Source organism: Wolbachia endosymbiont of Dactylopius coccus, assembly GCF_977011065.1.
Window position 1 is genome coordinate 854,793 of sequence record NZ_OZ347065.1, and the last position, 26,150, is coordinate 880,942.

A 26,150-nucleotide genomic window follows, 5' to 3' on the forward strand; every position below is an offset into this window, starting at 1 on the left:
ACTGGAACTCATCAATGAAAAGCATATGCAAGTTTAAGTTAATAGAGAAAGAAAAATTATTCTTGCTATACCATAGGTACGTTCCAAGATTATACTAAAGTTTTTATTGCACTCAAAACCTTCGTTTTTCCTAATCTCTAGAATTATCAATGCATCATCACTTAACCAGCCTGAGTGAGCTAGTCCATTCAACGTTGATTCAACTAGATTACTATTATAAGGCGGGTCTATAAAAACTATGTCGCATTTTGAAATAGGTTGTGGCAATTTGTTAGCACTGCAACAAATTAGCGTGACATTGTTTGTAATTCCAAAATCTTCTGCTGTTTTTTTAGGCAATTGCAAATTGTAATAATCTGAATCCACCATGAATGCATGTTTAGCGCCGCGAGAAAGCGCTTCAAATGAAAAAGAGCCACTTCCGCAAAATAAATCAAGTACATTCAAGTTATAAATAGGTTTCCTTGAGGAAAGCATATTAAATATTGCTTCTCGGACAATACTCATAGTTGGCCGTGCAGCTAAATGCTTACCTGTAGTTATTTTTCTTCCGCGATATTTGCCTGCAATGATGCGTAGCATATTAAATAAGCTCCAAAATAATTAATTATTTATACTATATGATTAATGTCAATATGGCTTTAGCAGTTTAATAGAGAGAAGCTATCGAGTTGCCTGTAAGAAAAACACAAGACTCATCAGTTATTTTTTTTTGATTTGCCTGTTGCATTTATTGCTTGACCAATCTCATCTTGTAAATCATCATGATCATTTTTTTCATCATGATTTAGCCCTTCAATTCTGCTTTCTAACTCTAACTTAATTATAGTATTGATTTTATCTATATTATCAAGAAAGCCTCTACATTCTTCTTCACTATACTCTTTACCAGATGCTTTTTTTTCAATAAATAGGTTTTTAAATCCTGCTAGATCAGAATTCTGATCGGTATTTAGTACAACATTTCTCTCTATGAAGCTAAGATCTGACAGCAGTAAGCTAACCTCTAACAGATCTTCACTTTTCACGCTTTTAAGGTCTTCAAGAATTTCTAAAATACTAAACACCTTAATCCTTTCTTGTACAATCTCTTTGTCTTCCTTATCAAATTCAGACAATAAACTATGATTATCTACAAATTTCTCACTCAAAGCTTTATTTAATTTAGTGAGGTTGATATTGTTGTCTGGTGTGTTGTCTAATAGTAGATCTACTCTTGCCCTACGCACATTTAAAACGTCATCATAATTATTTAATTTTATATTGCCATCATCATCTTGCTGCAATTTATAATAATCAAGGCCTTTGAAATTTTTATTAGTCTTCATCTTCAATCCTCTTCTCATCTTCTTTTGCATCTGGTTTCCTCATTGGTTCCGGTAATTTCCTTTTACTGTCTTCTCGATTTCTTTTTTCCTCTCTTTCAGCACGTTTTTTTATAGCTTCCTGGGTATTCATTTCAAAAAGTGCCTTAACGTACTCTTCTGGATTTTTTGGTTCTTTAAATAAAGGCTTAAGATTATAAACTTCGTCTTTTCGATCTCTTTCTCCTTTTCTTCTAGCTCTTTCAGCACGTTTTTCTACAGCTTCTGGAGTGTTCATTTCAAAAAGTGGTGAGAGGTTGTAAACTTTATCTTGATTTCTTCTGCCTTCTCTTTCAGCACGTTTTTCCATACCTTCAAAAGCAGATCCAAAATCATCAATTTCATCTGAACCTTTTGGTCCTGTGTCTAATACTCGTGCTAGTTCATTTGGCTGATTAGACTTACCTCCCCCTCGTAGTAGATTAGGCTCGTCTTCTTGTTCTGTGCCTAGTTTTCGTACTACCTGATCAGACTTATCTTCTCCTGGTGGTTGATCAAGCTTGTCTTTTTCTGGTTCTCTCTTACGTCCGATAGTGTAATCATGAAGTTTTTCTAAGAAATCTCGCCTATGCGATTTTGCTCTATAGAGTAGGTTATGATCATAGCCATGCTTTCCTATAGAGTCAAGGCCATGCTCCCAAGTAAATTTCATAGCATCTTCTATTGTATAGCCCAAATGTGATCCTACATACCCTTTGTAATATTCTAAATATCTATCAATTCTTCTATGCACAATATCTTCTTTATCAACTCCAAATGCCCTGTAGATCTTTTCCTCAAGTTTATCAACGTCATTTTTAGGTGATGTTGCAAATTTTGTTGCTTCAATAGTAGCATCTACAAATTTACGTGGCACATCAATAGCGTATTTCAGCACTCCTCCAACTCTTGGTACTCTCCCCAGCAGATTAGCTGCACCTCCGGCTAATCTATCCGGTAAATGAGTAGCCCAACTGCCTAAAGACTCTAGTTTTCCACCAGCAAAATTTTGCCACTGCTGTTTGAATCCTTCCATTATGAGAACCAAAGGCGATGCTTCATACATTCTAGATATATTGTAAACGCTGAATCCACCACCAGCTATACTTGAGCCCATCTGTTGTACGAACTCGCGTAAGGAGAACATTAAAAATGAAAGCAAGAATAGTACAAAGATCTCTCCTGCATTGATTAAATAACCTCTCTGTATGTCTTGCACCCTTTGGTAATCGCTATTATTTTGATAATCTTTATTTAAGTCAGAGAAATTTTCCAATTTACAGCTTTTATCACTTTTAATCACCTTTTCCACTAAAGACTTTATCTCTCTTTTAAGATCTGGTCTTATGGTACCTTTTCTGTAGTCATCCACTATTTCCCTACAATTTTTACATTTTTCTTCATCTTGCTGAGATTGACAGTAAAGCTCTGTTATTTTACTATTCATACCACCTATCTTTTTGTCTATATTGTTGATCAACAGTAGAATATCAGCTTTTTCTGATGCATGTGATAAACTATTTGTTAAGCGTACTAGATCCTTTGCACTACAGTTATTATCCACTACTATATCACTTTCCGCAATATAGTGGTCTGCTGGATTATCTTTAGTTCCAGGAATTGGGTTAAAGAAAGGATAATCTATATAACGAAACCCTTTTTCAATGTAATCAGGTGGAAGAGGGATATATCCAGCGCCGCCAGTAAATTTTATTGTACCACCTTCTCTGCTTATCTTTTCTATGCCTTCTATGCTTTTGTCTATGTTAAGTGAAGAAGCTTCTCCAAGAGTGTAAGGTACGAAAATTTGCCCTGGGGTCCAACCAAAATACTGTTTATCAATGATACAAAAACCGCCAAACACCCATTTTGGAGCACATAACCTTACCTCAAACCATTTATTGTAGCATACAGTAAAACCTAACTGCCTATAAAAGGTATTCATTATAATGGAAGCCAGTAATGACAAGAGAGCAAATATCATAATCGATTGTAAACAAAAACTGATGCAGAATTTTATCCAACCTTCAAATAGACTTTTCAGCGGTGAAAATAAAATAGAGATCAGGAACAGTGGCATGATAGCTATAAGAAAAGCTATACCCATAAAGCCAGAGAGAAATATTATGTAAGCATACAAGCACAACAAGAAGTATAGCACAATCCCTATGAAAATTGCCGGTATCATAAGAAGGCTTGCCCACATTTGGTAATGTAAAAACGCTGCAAACTTTTTCCAAACAGAATAAGCAAAAAATTTATTGAACATGTCCTCCATGAAGCTAAACAACTTAGCTTCATCTCCTTGAGCAATACTTCCGGTGTTCATGTTGGGAGCAAAGTTAGTAATTACACTTATCAATTGTTCAAGACCTTTAACGAATAAAACAAGAAAATGATCATAGAAAAATCTAAAACTTCCAGGAGATATAAGCACTATTACTAGAGTGATTTTCATCATTCTGATGAGCATATCATGCTTAGTTTCTCGTATCATGCCAAAAAGATAAAGAAGCGATGAAATCATTACAAATAGAACAAGCAAGGAAAGAACAAAATTGTGAAAGCTCGTACTTTTTTCAGCTATATTTTCGAACATAGCTTGTGCAACTGCAGGATCATTGCTATTAAAATGTTCTTTGCAATTTTCGTTAATCAATAATACACATTTTAGATAGTTATAAATGTAATCAAAAAACCCAAAACTACTTGGCTGCTGCACTCCACTTAAGAACTCAAAAGAGTAGCCACCTACATTATCTAAGTAATATCTATCTAATATTTTTACATATATTTTCCATCCCTTTTTTAACTTCAACTCCTTACAATTTCTGTCCTTTAATGTAGTGTTATCTCTGTCTAAAGTAAAAAGACCGCTCCCATTTTCTGCCACGGAGTTATAACCTAGATGTACAGTAGGATATTGAGGATCGCGCATTAACTTTAGATTTTCGTTAGGATCATCTTTCCCCGTTTGAAACAAAAGATAAGCACCATGACCATTGGTAAACCAACATGGAGCACCACGTGATACTGTATTTGCGCTATCATCTTCATTAATGCACTTGCAATTTACAGTGCAACTTGTACCAGACTTACTTGAAAATTTTTGTATGCTAGGTTTATAATCATTACAAACTAAGTGAAAATTAGGTAAACTATTATCACTTTGTTTACCTTCAAATTTAGTTGCATATTTTAACTGCTCCAAGCTTTGTAAGGTATAACTGCCTTTTTTAGATTCCTTCTTGTTATTATTACTCCAAGATGTCCATGCACCATTAACTCGCACTTTTAAACTATCTCCATTGGTTTCGAGTCCGGTATCCTCCCACTTCACCACTTGGTTATGGTGAAAACCATAATTAATTTCGCCAGTTTCAGGATCAATAACTTCTCCATCTCCTGGAATAAACGCATCGTGGTCGCTTGAAAAATGAGCGCTTACTGCAATAGGTTTAGGACCAAAATAGTCAGCAGATATGCACCTTGGAAAAGGCATATCATTCTTACTACAACCTGTAATCAGCATATAAGCTGCAAGAAGTAATACCCTAAACCAACATTTGCCTAAGCGTGATTGCATATCTAAACTTTTTCCAAATATAGAAATAAATTTCTAAAACTTTACTTAAAATATCTTTTTAATTAGTTACTCCATAACATCATTCATATCTTACTTCTCTCCATTTCCTTCCTTGTTTTTAGCTTTATCACTAGGATCACTTCTTATTGTTTCATCAGGATTTTTTTGCTGACCTGATTGTTTTGGTGCTTCAGGTTTAGAGCTCCCCCTCTCCTTTTTATCAGGACCTTCTTGCTTACCTGATTGTTCTGGTATTTCAGATTTAGGGCTCATGGAATTATCCTTCACGTCAACTTCCGTCCGATCTTTACCCACTTGTTGCCTAATGTTCTGTATAATACCTTGGGTCTTATCATCAAGGCCAACGGTGGACAGCATAGCTTGCGATGCGCTCTTAGCAACTTGACCAACACTGCCAGCAACCCCAAAACCAGAGCTGAATAGTGCTTGTGCCATAGCTTCCGATATAGAAACAAAAGCTTCCATTGCACCGGCAATAATGAGGTATATAAACGCCTGGATTAGGTCTATAGGTAATGCTGCAAAGTGCCCACCAGCTCTTTCTCCGGTACTGAGTGCAATATCAACATTAGTGCCAGGACTGTATCCAAGAGGCAGTATTGATTTCATCAGGCATAGATCATACGATAAGAAATTTACGCTAATTAAACATTGATAGCATGCAGAAAAATTTGTGAGATTGTATAGAACTGAATACATCAACTGATTTAAAAGAGATAAAGATGAAAATAAAATAACTGGTTGTACTGCAACGTGAGCCAGCGTTTTTATCCAGTTATCAAACAAGGATTTAGTCTGTTGGAATAGAATAAATACAATAAACAAAGGTGTTAACGACAATAAAAACGCTACTAAAACAGTAGATATTACATATTTCAATGTAGCGCTAATAATGCATTTTAAGAACATAAAAGTAGCGTAGAGTATTGCCAAAAATGCAATAAAGCCAAAAGGACCAGAGAGCATTAACGATAAAAACTTCAGCCATGTTTCTGCTGTGAATAATACTCCTACTGTTAAGTCTAAGAATGCAAATTTTCTCCCCCCTTCTCCTAAATAGCCAGAAAAACTATCAACTAAATAAGTGCTACCATCCACAAAAAGTCTGGACAAAGTTGTACCAAAGAGTTCCCAACTTCTATCACTAAAGGCAAAAGCTATAAATGCTATCTTGAACATCCTTACAATGAAATCAAATTTACTTAGCTGTATTGTTCCAAGCATATAGCCAATGACAGTAAATATAACGTATAGAGTAAGCAAAGCTCTTACTCCCTGAAGAAGACCTTCTATATATCCTTTGTATGAATCTTTAACGCTGTCACCAATTACTTCTTCTTTCATAAAATTAAATATATTGTTTATATTTGATGAAATAAAATCGTTAATTTTCTTTTCGACAAACAAGTTTACACTATACTTATTATTTTCATAATATTTGCCATTCTTGTCTGTAATGTCATCTTTCTCCACGTTGCTTACATCAATACCAAAATATATCTTCTTAGATTCTCCGTTCTGAAAGTGTTCTCCGCTTATTACATCTAATATGGTGTGCTTATCTTTTCCGTCTACTCTTTCTCCTACCACTTTAAAATCATTAGTTCCTACACCATGCAAATCTTTAGGTGGGTTATCACCCAAATACACATACAGTTTTTCGCCATTAATATATTCACATGATCTAGTCACTTTAACATGGTACCCACCCCTATTAGCTTTATAGTGACCATAATCTGCGATAGCAAGCATCACCCTACTACCAGGTGTTACACTCTCTATTGGATAGTCATGATTTAACCTCAGAGAAAAATTTCCAAATTCATCTTTAATTTGTGAACACACATTATCCTCTTTTGCACCCTGTTTCTTTGGAAGACATTGAATACCTTTAGCGGTATTTTTATCATCAGGATCACCAATTTTTGCAACAAGAGCCTCAGCCCAAGATTTATCATCTTCAGTAAAACTACCTGCTTTAACATTCCCTTCCATTTTTTCTAGATAAGAATACATATCACATTTATTTCCCTTATCGTACTCCTTATACCTTATAGAGGAGACACAGTTCCGTTCTCCTGCTTGACCTAAACCATAATTCCATATACCCTTTTCGGTATAGCACACATTCTGATAGTAACAGTTAAGCTCATAAGAGCTGTATTTTTTTATCTCGTTAGGATCGCATTTTTTTTCTTTGCATAGTTGATCTAACCCTATTTTAGTAGAGCTGTACTTTTTCACCTCGTTAAAATCGCAGCTTTTTCCATCACATAATTCATTCAATCCTATTTTAGCGCGGCGTAAATCAAGTAGTGAACCATATCTCCATGGTTCGTTGTCTTGAATATAACCTTTATTAAAATGCACCTTATTATCATATGGAGTGTACCCATTGCCAACCAGAACCTTATACTCTTGGTCACGCCCCCCCCTTTTATCTAGTGGCTTAAGCTCAATTTCATGTTGACCACCTTGAGCATCTCTATAAGAAAATTTACCCCCTTTACATATCTCTTTTGCAGTAGCTTTACTGCCATCACTGTCGTAATAATTGCTATCAAAAATAACTTCTCCTTTAAGAAGGTCTAATTTATCACAATCGATTGTTACCTTTCTGGGAACTAAGCTGAAGCTTAACTTATCACCAGGATTTACTTTAATTCCAGTATCCACATAACGTCTATTGCTGCCAAATCCTTTACCACCGCACAATTCGTTTTCATTTACGCCTTTTTCCTCAACGCCATAATTATTAGGCACATCGTTAATATTTGCAGCTTTACTATAATTTGGTTCTGAGCCATCAGTACAAAATACAGCAGGCACAAGTACTTCCCTTGGATTTTTGTCTTCTTTAAGAGGGCAAAAATTTACTGATCCATCGAGGGTGAATTTGATTTTCTCACCCTGACTAATTACCTGACCAGAATCAACCCAATGAATTTTATCGGCTTTATGAACTGGAACATCCACATTAACGCTGGTGTTTCTGCTCTGCAACCCAGGTTCGACACAATCCATGTTACAACCAGTGATTGCGAAACATAGTATAAATAATAATGATCTTTTACTTATCATTGCTGTTTTCCTGGTTGTGGTATCTGAGGCGTTGACCTTTGAGTCCCTTGTGGTATTTGAGGTCTTGACGTACCTGACTGTTGAGAAGCACCTCCTCTTTCTCTGTTTTGAACGCTTTCCTTATCTAATCCTACTGTTCCCATTAAGCTTTGTTGATATTGTCTCCCAGGTTCGTTTTGCACATAAACACCAAACAACGAGTCAGATATTGTCGAAGAAGCTTCAACTAAAGCTTTCATAGCATGACCTAAGATAACAAAAGCCATCATAGCGGTAATATTAGGTGTATATTTGGAAGCATAACCATAGAAGATACAAGGGTTAAAAATCTTTAGGTTAATACTAAGTATACACGTAGAGCAGACTTCAAAATCAAATACTGAATATATGATATAATCCATAACCTGACTTATCAGTGATATAAAAATTAAAAGCACTACTGGATGAATCGCAAATCTTGCTAAATTTTTAACCCAGTTGTGAAACATCTGCCTAGTATACGCAAATAAAAGACAAATAATAAAAATAGGTGTTAAAGAAAGCAATAACGCAACTATTGCTATAGATGTAATAAAAGAAAATAAGGCATTAAAAATAGATAAGCTCACTGTGATTAAACCCCAAATCACCAAGCAAAAAGATACAATGCCCAAAGGGCCAGAAAATATAAGAGATACTATTAACAATACTGAATGCGATGACAAGAACCTATTGAGCGGCAAATCAAGGAATTCAAAAACATTTGATGTCGTACCTCTAAAGTTTGCTATTTCTATTAGTTGTTTTGGAGTGTTAATAAGCATAGAGAATGCATTGTTATAAAAAAAGTTCCAGCTATTATCCTGCAATAGCTGGACGATGATTCCTATCTTTACGCATACAATTAAAAACTCATATATAGAAATATGAGTTAAACCAAAAAAGTAGTAAAGGGTATATAAGGTTATGTATAATACTAACAGCGATATTATCGTGGATCTAATGGTATTTGTTCTGCTTGATTTTATAAAACTTTCGTAAAGAGACTTTACAGGACTAGTATCAGAGTGAATTGCGTTAGGGTCTTTATAATTAGAGCCGAAAAATGCAGTTTTCACTTTCTCATCAAAAAAATTATATATTGCACTAAAAGTTCTTGTAGGTGGCTCTTTAGTTGTTAGGTTAATGCTAAACTGACCTTCATTTTTGTAATCGCAGCCATGGTCTCTTATTCCATAATATATGGTGCCGCTTTTGTTCTTTAATTTTCCTTTCGAGTTTTCCATATATTCGATGTCATGAACTTTGCTAATATCTACGGGTATATCTCTCTGATCTTCACCAGGCTTATGCTCAGGGAATTTATCGGAAACACTTATATACAAGCTATTTTCCAGACTATGGTTCTTCGTTACTCTTATGTTGAACCCGCCTTTGTCATTTGTATTGTAGCAGCTCTTGTCATTTCTGCTACATAGACTAAAAGTTAAACTTGGTATTTGATGGTCATTCTCCATCTTATGATCACAACTAGTACATAAACCACCACCTGGAATGTGTTCAAGAGTTTCATTATCCATACCAACTTTTAGAAATGTAATGTCAGTTTTTACCTGTTTTTCTTTTAGTATTTTACTAATAGCTTCAACATCAGACCGGGATATCTCACCTTCTATACTATTGTATTCAATATACACACAACCTTTGTTTTCGCTGCCAGAAGGAAATTTACATATACGTCCACAGAGTAAATTCAAAATGCGCGTATCTATTTTGCTTGCACTGCTATCTGAAAGGCTCCTGCAGTCTATATTCTCTCCTTGTTTTATAGAGTTGATAATACTTTTAATTTCCCTTTCATCTTGATCTGATTTTGAAAACCAGTACTCTTTCCCATTCAACCACTGTGGATTACCTATGACATACTTATTAGGGCATATTGTGTATTTATATTTTCCATCCTTGCCACCTTGGCATTTCTCTTGATTTAAAACATGTGCAAAATGTTCCGTTTCTTGCTCGCTACACTTTTCGTCGATTTTCAAATACCTGATTTTTGTCTCACTCTCTTTATCTTTACACACTTTACTTCCAATCACACTAAAGCTTATCGTATCGCCTTTTTTAAGTGCAAATGGTAATGCAACGTCATTTCTCCCAGGCCCAATTGCAAAATCTGCATACTGCTTAGGACAAAAATTAACCTTACTAGGCACTATATCAATCTCTGTTACTCTTATTCTATCTGAGATATTAACACCGGAATCAACCCACCTCTGCTCTGTTGACACTATATCTAGTTTTTCACGCAAACCTGATAAATTTTCTGGCTTAATACAGTGATGTTCCCCGCACCCAGACAATAAAAAGAGCACCACAAAACTCATGCATAGCTTACCCAAGTTTTGGTTACTTAAACGTTTAAGCATCTGTTACTTACCTTAACTAGCATCACCGCCACCTTATTTAACAGTTTCGCTGGAACCTTTACCACTATCTCCATCACCACCACCTCCTCCACCAATACCTCTTGCCTTCTTGACAGCCGCAGCAGCAGCTTGACCAACACCTCCAGCAGCAGCTTTAGCAGCAGATAAAGCTTTGCCCACCATTTGTCCAGGTGTCTGACCTGAGCCAAGTGCTGCTCTATGGTTACCAGCAAGTTCAGCAGCCATGTTAGGAAGAATGTTTAAAAAGTGGTAAAAGAGGAATAACACTAGACACAATTTTAATAATTCTCCGATGAGAGAGCTGCCAAATTCCATGTATGTAAAATCAAATAGACCAAGTATAGTGCTCTTTTTAAAGCTGTAGTTTTGCATCATACACGCTAGAGTAGTTTCATTGTTATCACATTCCCCATCTTTCAATTTAAACCACTGTTTTTTCTTACTAGCTGAGGGTTTTGCTTGCTTATCTTCATATGACTTGTCCGGTTCAAAATTTAAATTGTTATAATAGATTTTATCACATGCTATGAACATAAAAGACAAAAACGCAAAAAGGATAACCGGGTATAAGCTATAGGTGATCAATTCTCTTACCCAGCCGTCAAAATATCCTTTGGTGTGTTGGAATAAAACCATAGGGATGAACAAAGGTGATAAAATGATGATTACACTCAAAGCAACTAGAGATAAAATAAATACATAGCACAGCCACAAAATAACCATCATCAGCAAAATGGCCATAAATATAGCAACAAGAGCTATTAAAATCTGTCCACCAGCAAAAATAATACCGATTACTGAACCTGCAACTAATAAGACAGGAGCAGTACCAAGCAAGATTGCTAACGTTACAACACCTCCAGTACCAATTTTGCCACCAATTCCATCTAAAGGGGCGCCTAAATAAAATAAAATTCTACAATCAAGCCTATCCCAAGGTGCAAGGTAGCTGTAAGATATTTTCTTCCCATGACGCATGTATTCATAATCCCTACCTGCCTCATAATTACATATATTTTTACTTTCAGATGAAGCTTTCAGCACTATTTCTGACAAACCATTTGAGAGACGAGTTAATTCTCCATAGTAATGAGACATGGTACTGCCTGTTGTGAAGTAAATCACCAAAGCGAATTTAATAATCAACATGTACATCTCTTGTGGACTGCGAACTCCACCAGACATAGCTTTTATAGAGAACAGTATTAAAGCTAAAACTAAAACAGCAGTTACAGTGTTTTTCAGCCTTTTCTGTGCTACAAATATAAAACTCTCACCATTTGGTGCACCTTTACCTGCAACTAAATTATCTAACGATTCCTTAATGCATTGCACTATCATAGAAGTTACGGGAATAGGAGCTAATGATTTACTCCCTGCCTGGTTATAACAAGCTTCAGAGACATACGAGCTAAAACAGCCTTTATTGTCGTAGCCTACAAAAATTTTTCCTTCTTCTTCCTTTTCCCTTATAATAGTTTTGTAATCTTTCTTGGGATCAATTTCTATTGGCTTATCAGTATTACCACTGGCCTTATCCTTGAAAATCATCATAGATTTTTCACACATAGGAGCAATCGGGTCAGGTGGCAATTCCGTGCACCCCATATCAACCCCTTGCGGCCAAGGAGTCATCTTGATACCAAGTGTGCTAATCTCAGCTAATTCCACACATAACCTGCCCATTTTTTTCACTGCTTTGAACTTTGATCCATGTATGATTTCGCTCTGTCCAGCTTTAAGAACTTTACATTCCAGATCACCATCAACTTTCGGATTCCATGACCCACCTTCATATCCAGTGTCCTTCTCTCTAACATCAAAGTCTATATCACTAAAAAGATTACCAAACGTTAAGGGGTTTCGATGACACACTTCTATGTATTCACTGTATTGCACACCATTTTTTGGCCAGTAATAACTCTCTGTACTCTCCTGAACATTAGAATTTAAGGCTTCTTTTTCTGCTCTTTTCCCGTCATAGTCTTTTTTGTTCACGTCTTCCCGAGCTTTATCTTGCAAACAAGAAAAATATTCATCTTCTGTTTGGTAATTTTTATTGGTGCAGCCACTATAATCTGTATCTTTTAATTCAAAGTTTTTATATTTTCCATCATGGTCACGTGCAACTGGGTGTTTAACAAAACTGTGTTCACAAACAACAAGCCCCCCTATGGCTTTCCAGACTCCAACGATTGCAGCTATCATTCCAACGACAACAAGAGCAGTAAATAAACCAGCAGAAGAGACGATCAAAATAACGCCAGTCCATACTGCACCAATAGCAATTGCTATCCCAGCGATTGCTGCACCTGTCTTAAACGCTCCACAATCAGGGTTAGAAGCTCGGCTAAAGCTGCCAGTAGAATTAAATCTACTAACAAATTCCGTCTTGTCAGTACCACTTACTCCATCTGCAAGCACTGGATATGAGAGTAAGAAATCTATATTTAGTAAAAATATCGCAATTAATAGCAATGACAGCTTAGTCTTAAACATTTTTTACCTTCTGATAAAATATAGGCAACCATACTTTTGGGTTGTCCCCAACTTCTTTTAATATATCATGTAACAGTATGACACTTTCTGCACGTCCAGATAATACGTTGATTATATCATCTAAGTCTTTTAAGTCTATTCTAGCTACTACAGCATTAACTCCCTGTTTCACCAAAAAGAATCTAGTACTTGGATCTGTGTGCTTAATTAATATATATTCACGTTCAGTTAACATAAAAACATCCCGATAGACACTAGTAGCTTTCAGATTTGGTAAAAAAATCTGTGTCGCTGTTTGTTGTACAAGCGTATCGCTAATAGTACTTTTACTTGCATCCTCAACACTCTGAGTAGCAAAAATCACAAAAGCATTTAGTTTTCTCAGTACCTTCAACCAGTCTTTTATCTTGGGTGCAAAAACTGGATTATCTATTAACGCCCATGCCTCATCAAGAACGATAATAGATGGAGTGCCATCAAGAGATATACTAATCCTATGAAATAAATAAATCAAGACCGGTCCAAGAGCAACAGGATCTTTGAGCAAGCTAGCCATCTCAAAACCAAATACTCTTGCTCGTGAAAAATCTAGCAAATCTTCTTTATTGTCAAATATTGCAGCATGAGAACCATTATCATGCCACATAGATATTGCCCCAGCTAGAGTATCAGGACCTGCAAGCCCTAAAAACGGTACGAGGTTTCTCAAGAATCTGTCTTCTTTTCTTAATTTAAAATTTCCTTCAATTGCATCATTAATTCGTGCAATATCTTCTGAAGTAAATTTATCATTATATACCGAAATTAAAGACTTTATCCACTCCATTAAAAATGTTCTATTATCAGAGGTATCATCAAGTTGTAAAGGATTAAAATTTGTTTTAGTTCTTGGTTCTATTACAGTATAGATACCACCAAGTGCTCTTAAGAAAATCTCTGCACCGCGATCTTTATCAAAAAAGAATATCCTTGGAGAAAACTTCATCGCTTGGGCACACAGGAAATTCATTAAAACAGTTTTACCAGCACCAGTTGGGCCAATTATCATAGTGTGTCCAACATCCCTTATATGAAAGTTGAAAAAAAATGGAGTACCAGATGTCGTGTCAAAAACTGTAACGGCATCTCCCCAGTGGTTATTGAATTTATTACCAGTAGGATAATTATGTTGAGATGCAAATCCAGCCAAATTAAGACTACTTATTGTAGCTTTTCTCACTATATAATCGAAATTACCAGGAATTTGCGCCCAAAATGCTGGTTCAAGGTTAACTCTCTCACGTATAGGGTAAACACCGCAATTAGAAAGCTCTGATTCTACCAACGACAGAGCGTTATCCAATGATTTAGGACTTTTTTCTATACATAAAATAGTCAGGTGATGTTGACCAAACGCAATCTTACCACTCATTGCGTCATCAAGCGCTTGAGAAATTTCTGCTATTTGAGAAATAGCTTTATCTGCAGACTGTATCATTCGATTTTGCTGTATCTGCATTTTTCCAATCGCCATTTGCCTGTTTATAAATTGAAAAGATTGCGTAATTATAAACTCGTAAGGAAGTTGTAAAAACGAATCAAGCATTCCTGCAGAAGTATGATTTCCATATTCTTTGATACTAATTATTCCAGCATATTTACTCTCATTATGAGTCACAACCTGTATCATCTTACGGCCAAAGAATAACCTATGTACTGGTAAGTACCTTGATATTTCAGTTCTTAGCGGAAAAAGCGTATTTGTAACGAAGCCACAATTTACGATTCTAGATAGAAACTCCATTATTTCGCAGAACAAACCATCTGGAGTTTCTTTTACTCCAAGAATTTTAGGCGAATAATTTCTAAGGCTTGTCACTACACGATTTGTCGTTTCCTCTAAATCTTCATACGTGGCACGCATATCACTTTCCCAAGCATGTTTTGAAGTTACATGTCCGAATTTTTTTAGTAGATATGACAAAAATTCTACTCCTTTTGTGTCTGCTCTACGGATAATCGTAATGTATAGGTCATTAATAAATGATTGCCTTGTTGCGTGTTTTTCTCTCCATTTTAGATTTACGTGATTAGCGAAAAAATTCGGCAAACCTTGACTTGCAAATTCATCAGAAAAAATATTTTTCTTACGTCTGATAGTATGAAAATATAAACTAAATGCCGGAGATGAAATGCTTCTTAGCATCTGATTCCTGATGTTGTTCTGTATGACTAAATCCTCGTCATCGGCGGTTTCAAATGCAAAGCCACTTAATTTTATAACCTTAACCAACCAATTTTCTTTTGTTATCAAGGTTGTGCTATTCCAATAGCAAGAATAAGGAATAAATTCAGCAGCGTGAACTTCCCTGCTCAGAGTAGATTTATTCTTTGATTGAACAGCCCTAAACCTCAGCATCACACAACGTTAAGCAATATCATAAGAATTGGCTCCATGATAAAAACGATTTAAACATTTCGAGCACTTTCCTAATTTTACCATAAATAATTCAATAAACAACGGTTCTTTTGCAGAAGCTATGTAACCAAGGCCATGTATCCCTGGTAACATCAATAGAATCACTCTCAAATCATTTGAATTAATGAAAATTAGCATGCAAATCAGGACGTTTAATATTGCAAACATATAACTCACACCAAAGAGCATTGCAGGTCTTGTAAGACCTTTAAATAATTGATCTGTTTGTATACTCCCTGTGGACATATCTTTAACCTTCTAATAATAGCTCTAACACTAATACTATATCATTATATTAAAAATCCATTGAAACTAGTAGCACTTTAAGTTAAGATACATTATTTAACCCAGATAATGACAAGTTGGCCATTTCAAGAAGCAGAAAAAATATTGCAAGAGTTTCCTAATAAAAAAGAAATAATATTTGAAACTGGTTATGGACCCTCTGGTTTACCCCACATGGGAACCTTTGGAGAGGTTTTCCGCACTACAGTTGTTGTAAATGCATTAAAAAAAATAGCTCCTGGTATAAAAACCAAAATCACTGCAGTTTCAGATGATATGGATGGTCTGCGAAAAATACCAGATAATGTGCCAAATCAAGAGATGCTAAGGGAGCACTTAAATAAACCATTGACTATGATACCCGATCCATTTGGCACTCATGAGAGTTATGGTCATCACATGAATTCGTTGTTGTGTAAATTTCTTGATTTGTTTGAATTTGAATACGAATTTAGGAGTGCAACAGAGTGTTATAAATCTGGCGTTTACGATGAAAAACTTTTACTCCTGCTGAAAAATTATGATAAAGTGATGGACGTAATGCTTCCATCATTTCGGGAAGAAAGGCAGCAGACTTACAGTCCATTCTTGCCGATATGCCCAAAAACTTCCCAAGTTTTACAAGTTCCAGTAATTGAAACAAATACAGATAAAGGAACAATCACGTATGAAGACCCAAACGGGGAAAAAATAGAAGTTCCAGTGACAAAAGGAAAATGTAAACTGCAATGGAAACCTGATTGGGGGATGAGGTGGGCCGCATTTGGAGTAAATTATGAAGCTCACGGAAAAGATTTAACGCCATCTGCTATGCTTTCAAGTCAAATATGTGAAATACTTGGAGAAAAGCCACCACTTCTGTTTTGCTACGAGCTTTTCCTTGATAAAGAAGGAAAGAAAATATCAAAATCAAGAGGAAATGGCATTTCAATTGAAAAGTGGTTAACTTACGCACCAACAGAGAGCTTAGCATTGTACATTTTTCAGAGTCCTAAAAAAGCTAAACGTTTATATTTTGATGTGATACCAAAATCAACTGATGAGTATCTAGAGTTTGTTAAGCGTTATAATGAGAACAAAGAAAAGGATATAAATAATCCTGCTTGGCATATCCACCAGGGCAATGTTCCCAATATAGAAACTTCAGGCATAAATTTCTCACTACTTTTAAACCTAGCAGCGGCTTGTAATGCTGAAAACAAAGAGATCCTATGGGGTTTTATATCCTCTTATGCACCGAACGTCACACCAGAAAATAATAAAATGCTTGATAGACTTTCAGACTTTGCAGTAAAGTATTACCACGATTTTATCAAACCAACAAAATCATATAAAGCTCCAAATGCAAAAGAGAAAGAAGCGTTACTAGATTTGAAGGACACTTTACATTCTCTATCTACAACTGTTACTGCTGAAGAAATTCAATCTCAGGTATTTTCTATTGGAAAAAAATATGATTATACCAACTTACGTGACTGGTTTCAGCTATTATATGAAACGTTACTTGGCCAAAAAACCGGTCCAAGAATGGGATCTTTCATAAAGCTTTATGGAATAGATAATACGATTTCTCTCATAGAAAGCGCTACTAAATGTATACTTTAGAGTTTACCTTCTTTCGTTTGAGCTCTTTAGTTTTTAGCTCTGCCTTCTAAGGCTTTTACTCGTGACAACCACTGTGCCTGCGATCTTATCGTGCCAAGTTTGACAGCGTTTGTTGAAATTTGACCATAAAAAGCCCAAGAATAATGGTGCAACTGACAATATAAAGGAAAAAAATCTCTTTGTTGCTTGTCTTAAAGTTATCTTTTCGAAAGTTTGTGCATCCACAACTCTAAGCCCAAGTAATAGTTTTCCAGGTGTAGCAGCAAACCTTACCCACATATATATTACATAGCAAAAGAGCATAATAAACTGGACTATTTGATTTAGGATTAGTAATTTTATAAGTCTACTCTGCGTTGTCTTTTCTTCCGCAGACAGTGGTGCTTGCATTGGGGATTTTGCAGCAATTTGACTTAATATTTTGCTATCCTCTGAGTTCATAAAGAGCTGATTTAAGGCTTGGCTGCAAAACTGCAAGAACAAAACGATAATAATTAAATCAAGCAATACTGATATATAGCGCCTGAGGCCCGTTACATAACATATCCCATTTTCATCTTTCTTTACCTTTTGAATAACATTTATAGAAGAAAAAATAGAAAATAAACGATCAAAAAATTTATGTAACATATATACACTTTCCAATATTTAACGTGCCCCTGGCCGGACTTGAACCAGCATGCTTTTGCAAGCAACAGATTTTGAGTCTGCCGTGTCTACCATTCCACCACAGGGGCATTAAGTTTTAATGCTATAGGCAACACGGAATTAGTCAAATTTTTTTGCCTTTACATCTTTCAAATGAGGACTAAATATTCTACAATAATCAACAGTTACTCTCAAAACTTAAAATGAATGAATTAGCTAGTCTCTTGGGTTCAAGAAGTGTAGACAAGGAAATATGTAAATTACCGCATAATCTAGAAGCTGAACAGATGCTTATTGGTGCAATGATTCGTGATAATAGAATCTGTGATGCGGTTGAAGACACAATCACAGCGGAGAATTTCTATGATCCATTACATCAAAGTATTTTTACGCAAATATCCAAAACCAGGAAACATGGCATAATTGCCAATGAACTGAGCCTCAAGATGTTTTTTGAGCACGACAAAGCATTTACCGAATGTGGTGGGGTAGAGTACTTAGCAAAGCTTGCAGCGAAGGCAAGTATTGCGCTTGATATCTATAGTTTGACTAGAATAATCCGTGATACTTACTTAAGGAGATGTTTAATTAAGCTCGGGCAAGAAATAGTTGGTGATAGCTACAACTACGATATTGAAAATCCTGCACAGGCGCAAATTGAACAAGCAATGACAAAATTGTTCAATTTGGCAGTAAAAAAACAAGGTGAGAAAACATATATAAAACTTGCAAGTTCAATTAAAGATGTAGTTGAGAAGATCAGCACACTGAAAAATAATCCAGAAGCGCTAGGCGTTACAACCGGACTTCAAGATCTAAATCAGCTTCTTGGTGGTCTACAAAAATCTGATTTATTAATTTTAGCTGCAAGGCCTTCTATGGGTAAAACAGCATTGGCGCTAAACATCGCACTTAATGCTTGTAAGATGTTGCAAAAAAGAGCAGATAAGCAACACTATGTAGCGTTTTTCTCGCTTGAAATGTCAGCAGAGCAATTAACTGCAAGGCTGATCACTATAGATTCAGGGATTAGTTATTATAAGGCATTAACCGGGAGAATTAGTGATTTTGAATTGCATGAATTTATCAATACTAGTACAGAATTATCTGAACTGCCTTTCATCATAGATGACACCCCTGCGCTATCAATTAGTGCCCTTCGCACCAGAATACGCTTACTGTATCAATTATATAATGTAGAAGTGGTATTCATTGATTATTTGCAGCTAATCAGAGGAACAACAAAAAGGAGTAATGAAAATAGAGTGCAAGAAATCTCGGAAGTGACGCAGGGTTTGAAAGCAATTGCAAAGGAGCTAAATATTCCCATTGTTGCACTATCTCAGCTCTCTCGTTCTGTTGAGCAGAGGGATGATAAAAAACCACAACTTTCTGATTTACGCGATTCAGGGAGCATAGAGCAAGACGCAGATATAGTAATGTTTCTCTATAGAGAAGAGTATTATGAACTAAGAAAACAGCCAAATGAAGGAAACAATAAACATCGGGAATGGCAAGAGAAAATGGAAAAAATTAGAAACATTGCAGAGCTCATTATTGCAAAGCAGAGAAATGGACCAATTGGCAGTGTGAAGCTATATTTTGACTCTAACAGAGGTGCATTCAAAGATTACACGGAAAGGCATAGTTCATAGCTTGGCAGCAATCTTCTTGTTCCCAAGTTCATTGATTATTTTTTTATGTAAAGATAGCTTGACAGTTTCTTAAAAATCCTTTTATAATGGTATTATATTTTATAATACGTGAGGAATAATCATGATGAATAAAAACAATGTACCCTATTATATAGCTGGAACTCTGGCTACTTTCACTTTATTAGCATCTGGAGTGTTTGCTGCAGCTCCTTATATTGGTTTCTTAGCTCCAGTTGCAGCATTAAGTGTTGGCCTGCCATTTATTATTGGTTATGCTGTGTTTTCTGTTGTAACTATTGCACTTTCGTATAAAGCAATTAGTAAGAACAAAACAATTTCTGAGAAAGATGCTCAACTAGCTAAAAAAGAAGATAAAGTACAGGCTCAAGAGCGGGAAAATTCTGAGTTAGAAAAGAAAGTAAAAGCTCAAGAGGAAGAAAATTCTGAGCAAAAAACTCAACTAGCTGAAAAAAATAAAAAAATAGAAGAAGACAAATTAAAAGTGGCAATTGCTGATAGCACTGTTCAGCCTGCAAAAGAAACAGTTAATGGTGCTGTTTCACTTACAAAAGGAGCAGCTAACGGTACTCGGGACCTTGTCCAATATGTTTATGATAATTATGTGCCATCAACTGAGTCTACAAAAGGAACACTTAGTGGTATTGGAGGTGGCTTGAAAAACACTTATGATGCATCAATTGCATCTGTAAGAGGAGCACTTAACAGCGTTGGGAGTGGCTTGAAAAACACTTGTGATACATCAATTGAGTCAGCAAAAGGGACAATTAGTAGTGTTGGAAGCAGCGTGAAAAACACTTTTGGTGCATCAATTGCATCTGTAAGAGGAGCACTTAACAGCGTTGGAAGCAGCTTGTACAGTAGACTTTATGGTACTAAGGTTTCTAGCCCAGAAAAATTATCTGAGGGAGTGGATGATTTAGATCTTGCAACTTCTAAGAATTTGAATCATTTAAATGCTGAGATTTCTAGTCCAGAAAATGAGCCAGCTAATGAAGAAAATGGTCAAGGCTGGGGTACATGGGGTAAGGCTAAGTTAGTAGCTGGAGTAGGACTCTGTGGTTTTGCTTTATATTGTACAGCACAATATATTCCTACAGTACTTAATGGAGTTGTAGCATCATCTGCAGACAGTAAGCTTGGTTATACCAACGGTACTATGTAGCTATTCTTACAATATGTAATCTCATTCAGGAGAAATAGCTTAAAAACTATTTCTCCTCTTTAACATCAACCCTCAAAAAAACCGGCGTAGGTTTAGGCAATGTTATGCCTGAACTTACGCATGCGTTGCACAAAGATTTTAAATCACGTTGCTCTTTTGGAATTTGCAATTGATCGAGTATCATTTCCGCTGACCTCGGAACAATTGGCTGCAATAAAATGCCAATTATTCTGATATATTCGAGTAATTTATAGATTACTAAATTCATGCGCTCTCTATCGGTTTTACTTAACGTCCAGGGTGCACTTTTGTCTATATAAGCATTGGCTTCAGAGGAGATGTTGATAATTAGAAGTATAATCTGGTTAAATTCATACTTTGATAAATGGTCCATCACTTGACCTAGTATAGCTTTGCAATTTGGCAAATTTTCATCTCCCTGAAACAAATTTTTATCAACTGTTGGTACAACTCCAGAGCATTGCTTGTGTAAAAATGAAATTGTTCTTTGCACTAAATTGCCTACATTGTTTGCAAGTTCTGAGTTTATGCGGCTGATCATATTCTTCTTGCTAAAGTTGCCATCCTGGCCAAAACTTGCTTCCCGAAGGAGAAAATAGCGTAATTGATCAACACCAAACTCTTGAGCGAGGCCAATTGGATCTATGACATTACCAAGGGACTTGGATATTTTCTCTCCCTCGTTCAACCACCAACCATGAACTGCAATTTGTTTTGGCAGTGGCAAATCTGCTGCAAGGAGAATCGCTGGCCAATATACAGCATGAAAGCGCAATATGTCTTTACCGATTACATGAACGTTGAAAGAGTTGTCAGCTAGGTTTGCAGCGCTTGACACTGGAATCTGCGTTTTCCCTTGGTTTGGTGTCATTCCAGTGCTTGACACTGGAATCTGTGTTTCTGGTTCTGCCCAAAACCTCTTATATTCCTCACCTTCAGTACTAGGGAAACCTATTGATGTAAGATAATTGGTTAATGCATCTATCCAGACGTAGATTACGTGTTTGTCGTTGCCTGGCACTTTTATTCCCCAGTTAAAACTAGTGCGAGAGATTGAAAGGTCAGTGAGCCCTGATTTTACAAACAATACCACTTCATTTTTTCGGCTCTCAGGAAAGATAAAATTTGGTTGACCTTTATATAGCTCAAGCAATTTGTCTTGCCAGTTTGATAAGCGAAAAAAGTAACTCTCTTCTTTTATCCACTGGACCTCAGCACCTGTTGGTGCTTTGCCATCTATCAGCTCTGACTCCTGATAAAATGCTTCATCACGAACTGAATACCAACCCGAATAGGAATCCAAATATATTTGTCCTCTCTCTTCAAGTCTATTCCATAAAGCTATCACTGCTTTTTTGTGACGTTCCTCCGTAGTGCGAATAAAATCGTCATACTCAAAATTCATGAACTTAGCCAATTCTTTAAATGAAACGCTCACTTCATCTGTAAATTCTTTTGGCTGCATTTCCTTTGCTTTAGCTGCTTTTTCTATTTTTTGTCCATGTTCATCTGTACCGGTGGTAAATTTGACATTTTTCCCAGCTAGTTTCATGAACCTTGCCACAACATCACACAAAAGAGAAGTATATGCATGCCCGATATGCGGCTTGTCATTTACATAATATATTGGCGTGGTGATGTAAAAATTCTCGAATTGTTCCATTATGCAGTGCTTAAAGTTTTATCGTATATGCACTAGTGGTAAAAATCAATAGGCTATCACGCCACAAAGTATATAATTAACATCCACGTCTTTAGTTAGATTCCACTCACGCTTTATTACGTTGTATTCCATGCCAGCCATGTTTTGTAATGTTACATTATTTTCTCTTAAGTGATTTGCAATTTCTGACGGCTTGAGAAATTTATTCCAATTGTGTGTGCCTTTTGGCAGCCAGTTTAATATGTACTCCGCACCAATTATTGCAAGACAGAAGGATTTGATAGTTCTATTTATTGTGGATATAAAGATTAACCCCTCCGGTTTTAGCAGTTCTATCGCTTTTTTCATGAAAAGCTCTAAATTATCCACATGCTCGACTACTTCCATTAGTAAAATAACATCATATTTTTTGTTATTATTCAGCTCTTCGATGCTGGTGTGCATGTATTCTATATTTAACCCTACTTTTTTCGCATGTGATTGTGCCACTTTTATATTTTCCTCACACACATCTATTCCCACAACGTTAATGCCAACACGTGCCATTGACTCTGACAAAATACCACCACCACAACCAACATCAAGCAATGATAATTCCTTTAAATCGCATTTTTTTAACTCTTTTATTTTCTCAATAATGTAAGATACTCTAATAGGATTCATCATGTGCAATGGTTTGAATTTGCCGTTCTCATCCCACCATTCACCTGCCATTTTAGCGAATTTTGATATTTCATCTTCGTTATAAGTTTTTGTTTTTTTTTTCTTAGAGGTTATATTGCTGAGTTTATCAAGGCGTTTTTTATGTCTGCTTTCTTTTGAAAATTCTGTTTCGAGGAATTGTTTGACTATGTCTTTTGCTAATCCACTCGCAGTAAACCCTGCACCAAGACACAGTACATTTGCGTTGCCATGCTCGCGAGCTAATTTTGCGATCTCAACACTATTGCATAAAGCAGCGTAGATTCCTTCAAAACGATTTGCCACAGTACTCATGCCCAAACCTGTACCACAAATTAATATCCCATAATTTGCTTTTTTGCTCGTTATATCTTCTACAACTTTAGCAGCATAGTCTGGATAATCCACGCACTTTTGCTGAGCAGTGCAGCCTTGATCTACCGCTGTGTAACCCAGGGTTTCCAGGTAGGATTTTATTTCTGATTTTAATTCATAACCAGCATGATCTGAGGCAATTGATACTATATCTGACATATAAATAATTAATTTTATACTAATTAAATGATATAATTAAAGCAGATAAGATTTAATAAATTGAATAGATTACAGTGTCAAGTACACAACTGTACGAACGTTGCGATTTGAGTCCACCAAGGAAGGGTGTCATCCCAGTGCCCAGACACTGGGATCCATGCAATCTCGTCAAAGACGTTCATTTTAGCATAAAAGAGCTACTTTTATGCTCACCAGCTCAGTGTCCAATCAAAATTCCTGGATGCCAGTGTCAAGCACTGGCATGACACCTTATGGAGCTATAGTTCCTCTCCATTCTCAAATGCCCTTCTTTTGTCATCTAAGTAGCTATCCAAGAAAACTATTTACTGTACCTACTTTAAATCAACCTTCTTTAATTATATTCATGATTCTTGAGTAATTTATTTTGGGTTCTTTGTCAAGCTGTCCTGATTTTTTGCGAGCCTTGAAATAAATTTCGAGTCAGATGTGTATAAATTCTATATAATTTTTATCCTACTACTAATTCAATAAGATGGATCACATAGATATTATAAAATCAAAATTATTATTATCCGACATAGTAGGTAAAAAAGTCAGATTAATAAAAAGAGGAGATAGTTTTGTTGGGCTCTGTCCATTTCATAACGAAAAAACCCCATCTTTTTCGGTGAGCAATACTAAGGGGTTATATTACTGTTTTGGTTGCTTAGCTAGCGGTGATGCATTTGAATTTATTTCACAAACTGAAGGATTAAGCTTTAAAGAAGCATTGGAAAGATTAGCATCAGTTACAGGTGTTGAACTGCCCAAAAGTCTTAGTATTACAAAAGAGGACAATAAACTATTTTTAGCGCTTGATTTAGCTGCAAATTGGTTTGCACAAAAAAATCAGGGCGTTGTAGATTATTTAAAGCAGCGCAAGATTTTACCTGAAATCATAGATAAATTTAAGATAGGTTATGCACCAAGCTCTGGTTTGAAAGAGTATTTAAACTCTTCAGGTATTGAAGACAAAATTTTAATTGATATTGGATTAGTAAACAAAAATTTTCATGATTATTTTTATGACCGGCTGATATTTCCTATATACAACATTGCAGGAAGAGTTATTGGTTTTGGTGGACGTGCGCTGAGCTTTGAGCAACAGCCGAAATATTTAAACAGTCCAGAGAGTCAGCTCTTCAAGAAGAGGGAGAATTTATACGGATTAAACTTTGCTTTAAGCGAAATACGTAAAAAACAGCACATACTCGTTGTTGAAGGATATATGGACGCTATAGCGCTACATCAAGCAGGAATTAGTAATGCAGTTGCTCCGCTTGGTACCGCAATTTCTGCAGAACAGATAAAAAATCTATGGAGATTTGCTAAAGAAATCTCCATCTGTATGGATGGCGATAGTGCTGGACGTCATGCTGCTACTCGAGTTGCAGAACTTGCTCTGCCAATATTAGAGCCTGGATACACGTTAAAGTTTGTGACTTTGCCGAGTAATAAAGATCCATACGATATATGTAACGAACTGGAATACAAGAAAGAAGACGTATTGACTGCTCTTGACCATTCAACAAAACTGCATTCTGAATATTTATGGCATCACATAATCGATAGCAATTTGCAAAATTATGAAAAACTTGCTCCGGAAAAATATTCAATTCTTGAGCACAAGTTCATGGAATATGTAAATACTATTAGCAACAGCAGTATTAGAAGGTATTACAGAGATTATTTTTACAATAAGGCTAGTGAACTAAGAAGTAGCTTCAAAAAACAGATTTTTAATAGCAAAGCAACAAAAGGTGAGTATCTTCATAACAAATCTCCAGAGCTAATTGAAGCAGAGCAAAATCAGGCTATAATTCTACGTATAGTAATAGAATTTCCAGAGATCTTACACCATCCTATATTTTTTGAGCAATTTTCTCATTTTGAATTTACTAATGAGATGAAAAGATTACAACAGCGTATAATTGATGTAATAAGTAACAAAAGCAAACTTGGTAAAGAGGCTTTGTTACAAGAGTTGAAACAGTTTGACGTTATAAAGTATGTATTTGAAAAAACTAGCGTACTAAACAGTCAATTAAGCGAGAGAAAGTCTGCAGAAATTGTGTGGAATAATATAGTGTTACTAAAAGAATTAAATGCATTACGAAAAGAAAGAACCGAAGCGAGGCTGAGCGGTAATCTTGACTTAGAAGAAAGGTTGATAGAACAAATAGAGCAAATAGAAAGTAATATACAAGAAATGCAAATGGAATTTATTGAAAAGTAGATATCGTCTCGTTAGTCAACAAGAAAATTACAAAATAAGACAATATTTTACATAAGATTGAAATTTTTAACTAATTAAGCCTTCCTCCAACAGCTTTGCCCTGTAGTTTTTGATATGGTTAGGATCACTTGAAAATGTATAATTTTTGTAGTTAGCTCTGCTATGCATATAAAGCTTACTATTGACTTTTATCACATTATC

16 protein-coding genes and 1 tRNA gene are annotated in these 26,150 nt (G+C 35.8%); 5 read left to right on the forward strand and 12 right to left on the reverse strand.

The window, feature by feature from the left end:
* Nucleotides 1–33 precede the first annotated feature (33 nt).
* The 8 genes from rsmD to ACWHVF_RS04715 form a co-directional block, all read right to left on the reverse strand.
* Nucleotides 34–582, reverse strand: a complete 549-nt coding sequence (rsmD, locus tag ACWHVF_RS04680; RefSeq protein ID WP_064125164.1) for a 16S rRNA (guanine(966)-N(2))-methyltransferase RsmD — start codon at nucleotides 580–582, stop codon at nucleotides 34–36.
* Between the two features lie 116 nt (nucleotides 583–698).
* Nucleotides 699–1,328: a WD_0853 family protein gene (locus ACWHVF_RS04685; RefSeq protein WP_064125163.1), complete on the reverse strand. Its 630-nt coding sequence runs from the start codon at nucleotides 1,326–1,328 to the stop codon at nucleotides 699–701.
* Nucleotides 1,318–4,929: a type IV secretion system protein gene (locus ACWHVF_RS04690; RefSeq protein WP_064125162.1), complete on the reverse strand. Its 3,612-nt coding sequence runs from the start codon at nucleotides 4,927–4,929 to the stop codon at nucleotides 1,318–1,320. Before ACWHVF_RS04690 ends, ACWHVF_RS04685 begins: the two co-directional genes overlap by 11 nt.
* 90 nt (nucleotides 4,930–5,019) lie before the next feature.
* Entirely contained in the window at nucleotides 5,020–8,031 is a 3,012-nt protein-coding gene (locus ACWHVF_RS04695; protein ID WP_064125161.1) for a type IV secretion system protein, read from the reverse strand.
* The gene (locus tag ACWHVF_RS04700) at nucleotides 8,028–10,439 is read right to left on the reverse strand and encodes a type IV secretion system protein (protein ID WP_447933212.1); all 2,412 of its coding nucleotides are present in this window, start codon (nucleotides 10,437–10,439) and stop codon (nucleotides 8,028–8,030) included. The genes ACWHVF_RS04695 and ACWHVF_RS04700 overlap by 4 nt, the downstream gene beginning before the upstream one ends.
* Nucleotides 10,440–10,472: 33 nt before the next feature.
* The gene (locus ACWHVF_RS04705; RefSeq protein ID WP_064125159.1) at nucleotides 10,473–12,959 is read right to left on the reverse strand and encodes a type IV secretion system protein; all 2,487 of its coding nucleotides are present in this window, start codon (nucleotides 12,957–12,959) and stop codon (nucleotides 10,473–10,475) included.
* Nucleotides 12,952–15,357, reverse strand: a complete 2,406-nt coding sequence (locus ACWHVF_RS04710) for a VirB4 family type IV secretion/conjugal transfer ATPase (RefSeq protein WP_064125158.1) — start codon at nucleotides 15,355–15,357, stop codon at nucleotides 12,952–12,954. The genes ACWHVF_RS04705 and ACWHVF_RS04710 overlap by 8 nt, the downstream gene beginning before the upstream one ends.
* Nucleotides 15,358–15,366: 9 nt before the next feature.
* Nucleotides 15,367–15,663 (reverse strand): type IV secretion system protein VirB3, encoded by a 297-nt coding sequence (locus ACWHVF_RS04715; protein WP_007548615.1) that lies wholly within the window; start codon nucleotides 15,661–15,663, stop codon nucleotides 15,367–15,369.
* A 108-nt stretch (nucleotides 15,664–15,771) separates the two neighbouring features.
* Here ACWHVF_RS04715 and ACWHVF_RS04720 point away from each other — a divergent pair, with 108 nt between their 5' ends.
* On the forward strand, nucleotides 15,772–17,307 hold the full coding sequence (locus ACWHVF_RS04720; protein ID WP_447933213.1) for a lysine--tRNA ligase: 1,536 nt from the start codon (nucleotides 15,772–15,774) through the stop codon (nucleotides 17,305–17,307).
* A gap of 33 nt (nucleotides 17,308–17,340) precedes the next feature.
* Here the strand turns inward: ACWHVF_RS04720 and ACWHVF_RS04725 are convergent, their stop codons facing one another.
* Together ACWHVF_RS04725 and ACWHVF_RS04730 are read right to left on the reverse strand one after the other, a co-directional pair.
* Nucleotides 17,341–17,937, reverse strand: a complete 597-nt coding sequence (locus tag ACWHVF_RS04725) for an RDD family protein (protein WP_064124935.1) — start codon at nucleotides 17,935–17,937, stop codon at nucleotides 17,341–17,343.
* Between the two features lie 24 nt (nucleotides 17,938–17,961).
* A tRNA-Leu gene (locus ACWHVF_RS04730) sits at nucleotides 17,962–18,044 on the reverse strand.
* Nucleotides 18,045–18,158: 114 nt separating this feature from the next.
* Here ACWHVF_RS04730 and ACWHVF_RS04735 point away from each other — a divergent pair.
* Both ACWHVF_RS04735 and ACWHVF_RS04740 read left to right on the forward strand, forming a co-directional pair.
* The gene (locus ACWHVF_RS04735) at nucleotides 18,159–19,610 is read left to right on the forward strand and encodes a replicative DNA helicase (protein ID WP_064124936.1); all 1,452 of its coding nucleotides are present in this window, start codon (nucleotides 18,159–18,161) and stop codon (nucleotides 19,608–19,610) included.
* Nucleotides 19,611–19,731: 121 nt separating this feature from the next.
* On the forward strand, nucleotides 19,732–20,793 hold the full coding sequence (locus ACWHVF_RS04740) for a hypothetical protein (RefSeq protein ID WP_064124937.1): 1,062 nt from the start codon (nucleotides 19,732–19,734) through the stop codon (nucleotides 20,791–20,793).
* 46 nt (nucleotides 20,794–20,839) lie between these two features.
* On the opposite strand, the gene metG is transcribed toward ACWHVF_RS04740, so the two are convergent.
* On the reverse strand, nucleotides 20,840–22,477 hold the full coding sequence (gene metG / locus ACWHVF_RS04745) for a methionine--tRNA ligase (RefSeq protein WP_064124938.1): 1,638 nt from the start codon (nucleotides 22,475–22,477) through the stop codon (nucleotides 20,840–20,842).
* 45 nt (nucleotides 22,478–22,522) lie between these two features.
* Nucleotides 22,523–23,692 (reverse strand): bifunctional 2-polyprenyl-6-hydroxyphenol methylase/3-demethylubiquinol 3-O-methyltransferase UbiG, encoded by a 1,170-nt coding sequence (gene ubiG, locus ACWHVF_RS04750; protein WP_064124939.1) that lies wholly within the window; start codon nucleotides 23,690–23,692, stop codon nucleotides 22,523–22,525.
* A 74-nt stretch (nucleotides 23,693–23,766) separates the two neighbouring features.
* Between ubiG and ACWHVF_RS04755 the strand changes: the two genes are divergently transcribed.
* Nucleotides 23,767–23,958, forward strand: a complete 192-nt coding sequence (locus ACWHVF_RS04755) for a hypothetical protein (protein WP_179945563.1) — start codon at nucleotides 23,767–23,769, stop codon at nucleotides 23,956–23,958.
* 248 nt (nucleotides 23,959–24,206) lie between these two features.
* Nucleotides 24,207–25,949, forward strand: coding sequence for a DNA primase (dnaG, locus tag ACWHVF_RS04760; RefSeq protein WP_447933214.1), 1,743 nt, complete (start codon nucleotides 24,207–24,209; stop codon nucleotides 25,947–25,949).
* The last annotated feature ends 201 nt before the right edge of the window (nucleotides 25,950–26,150 follow it).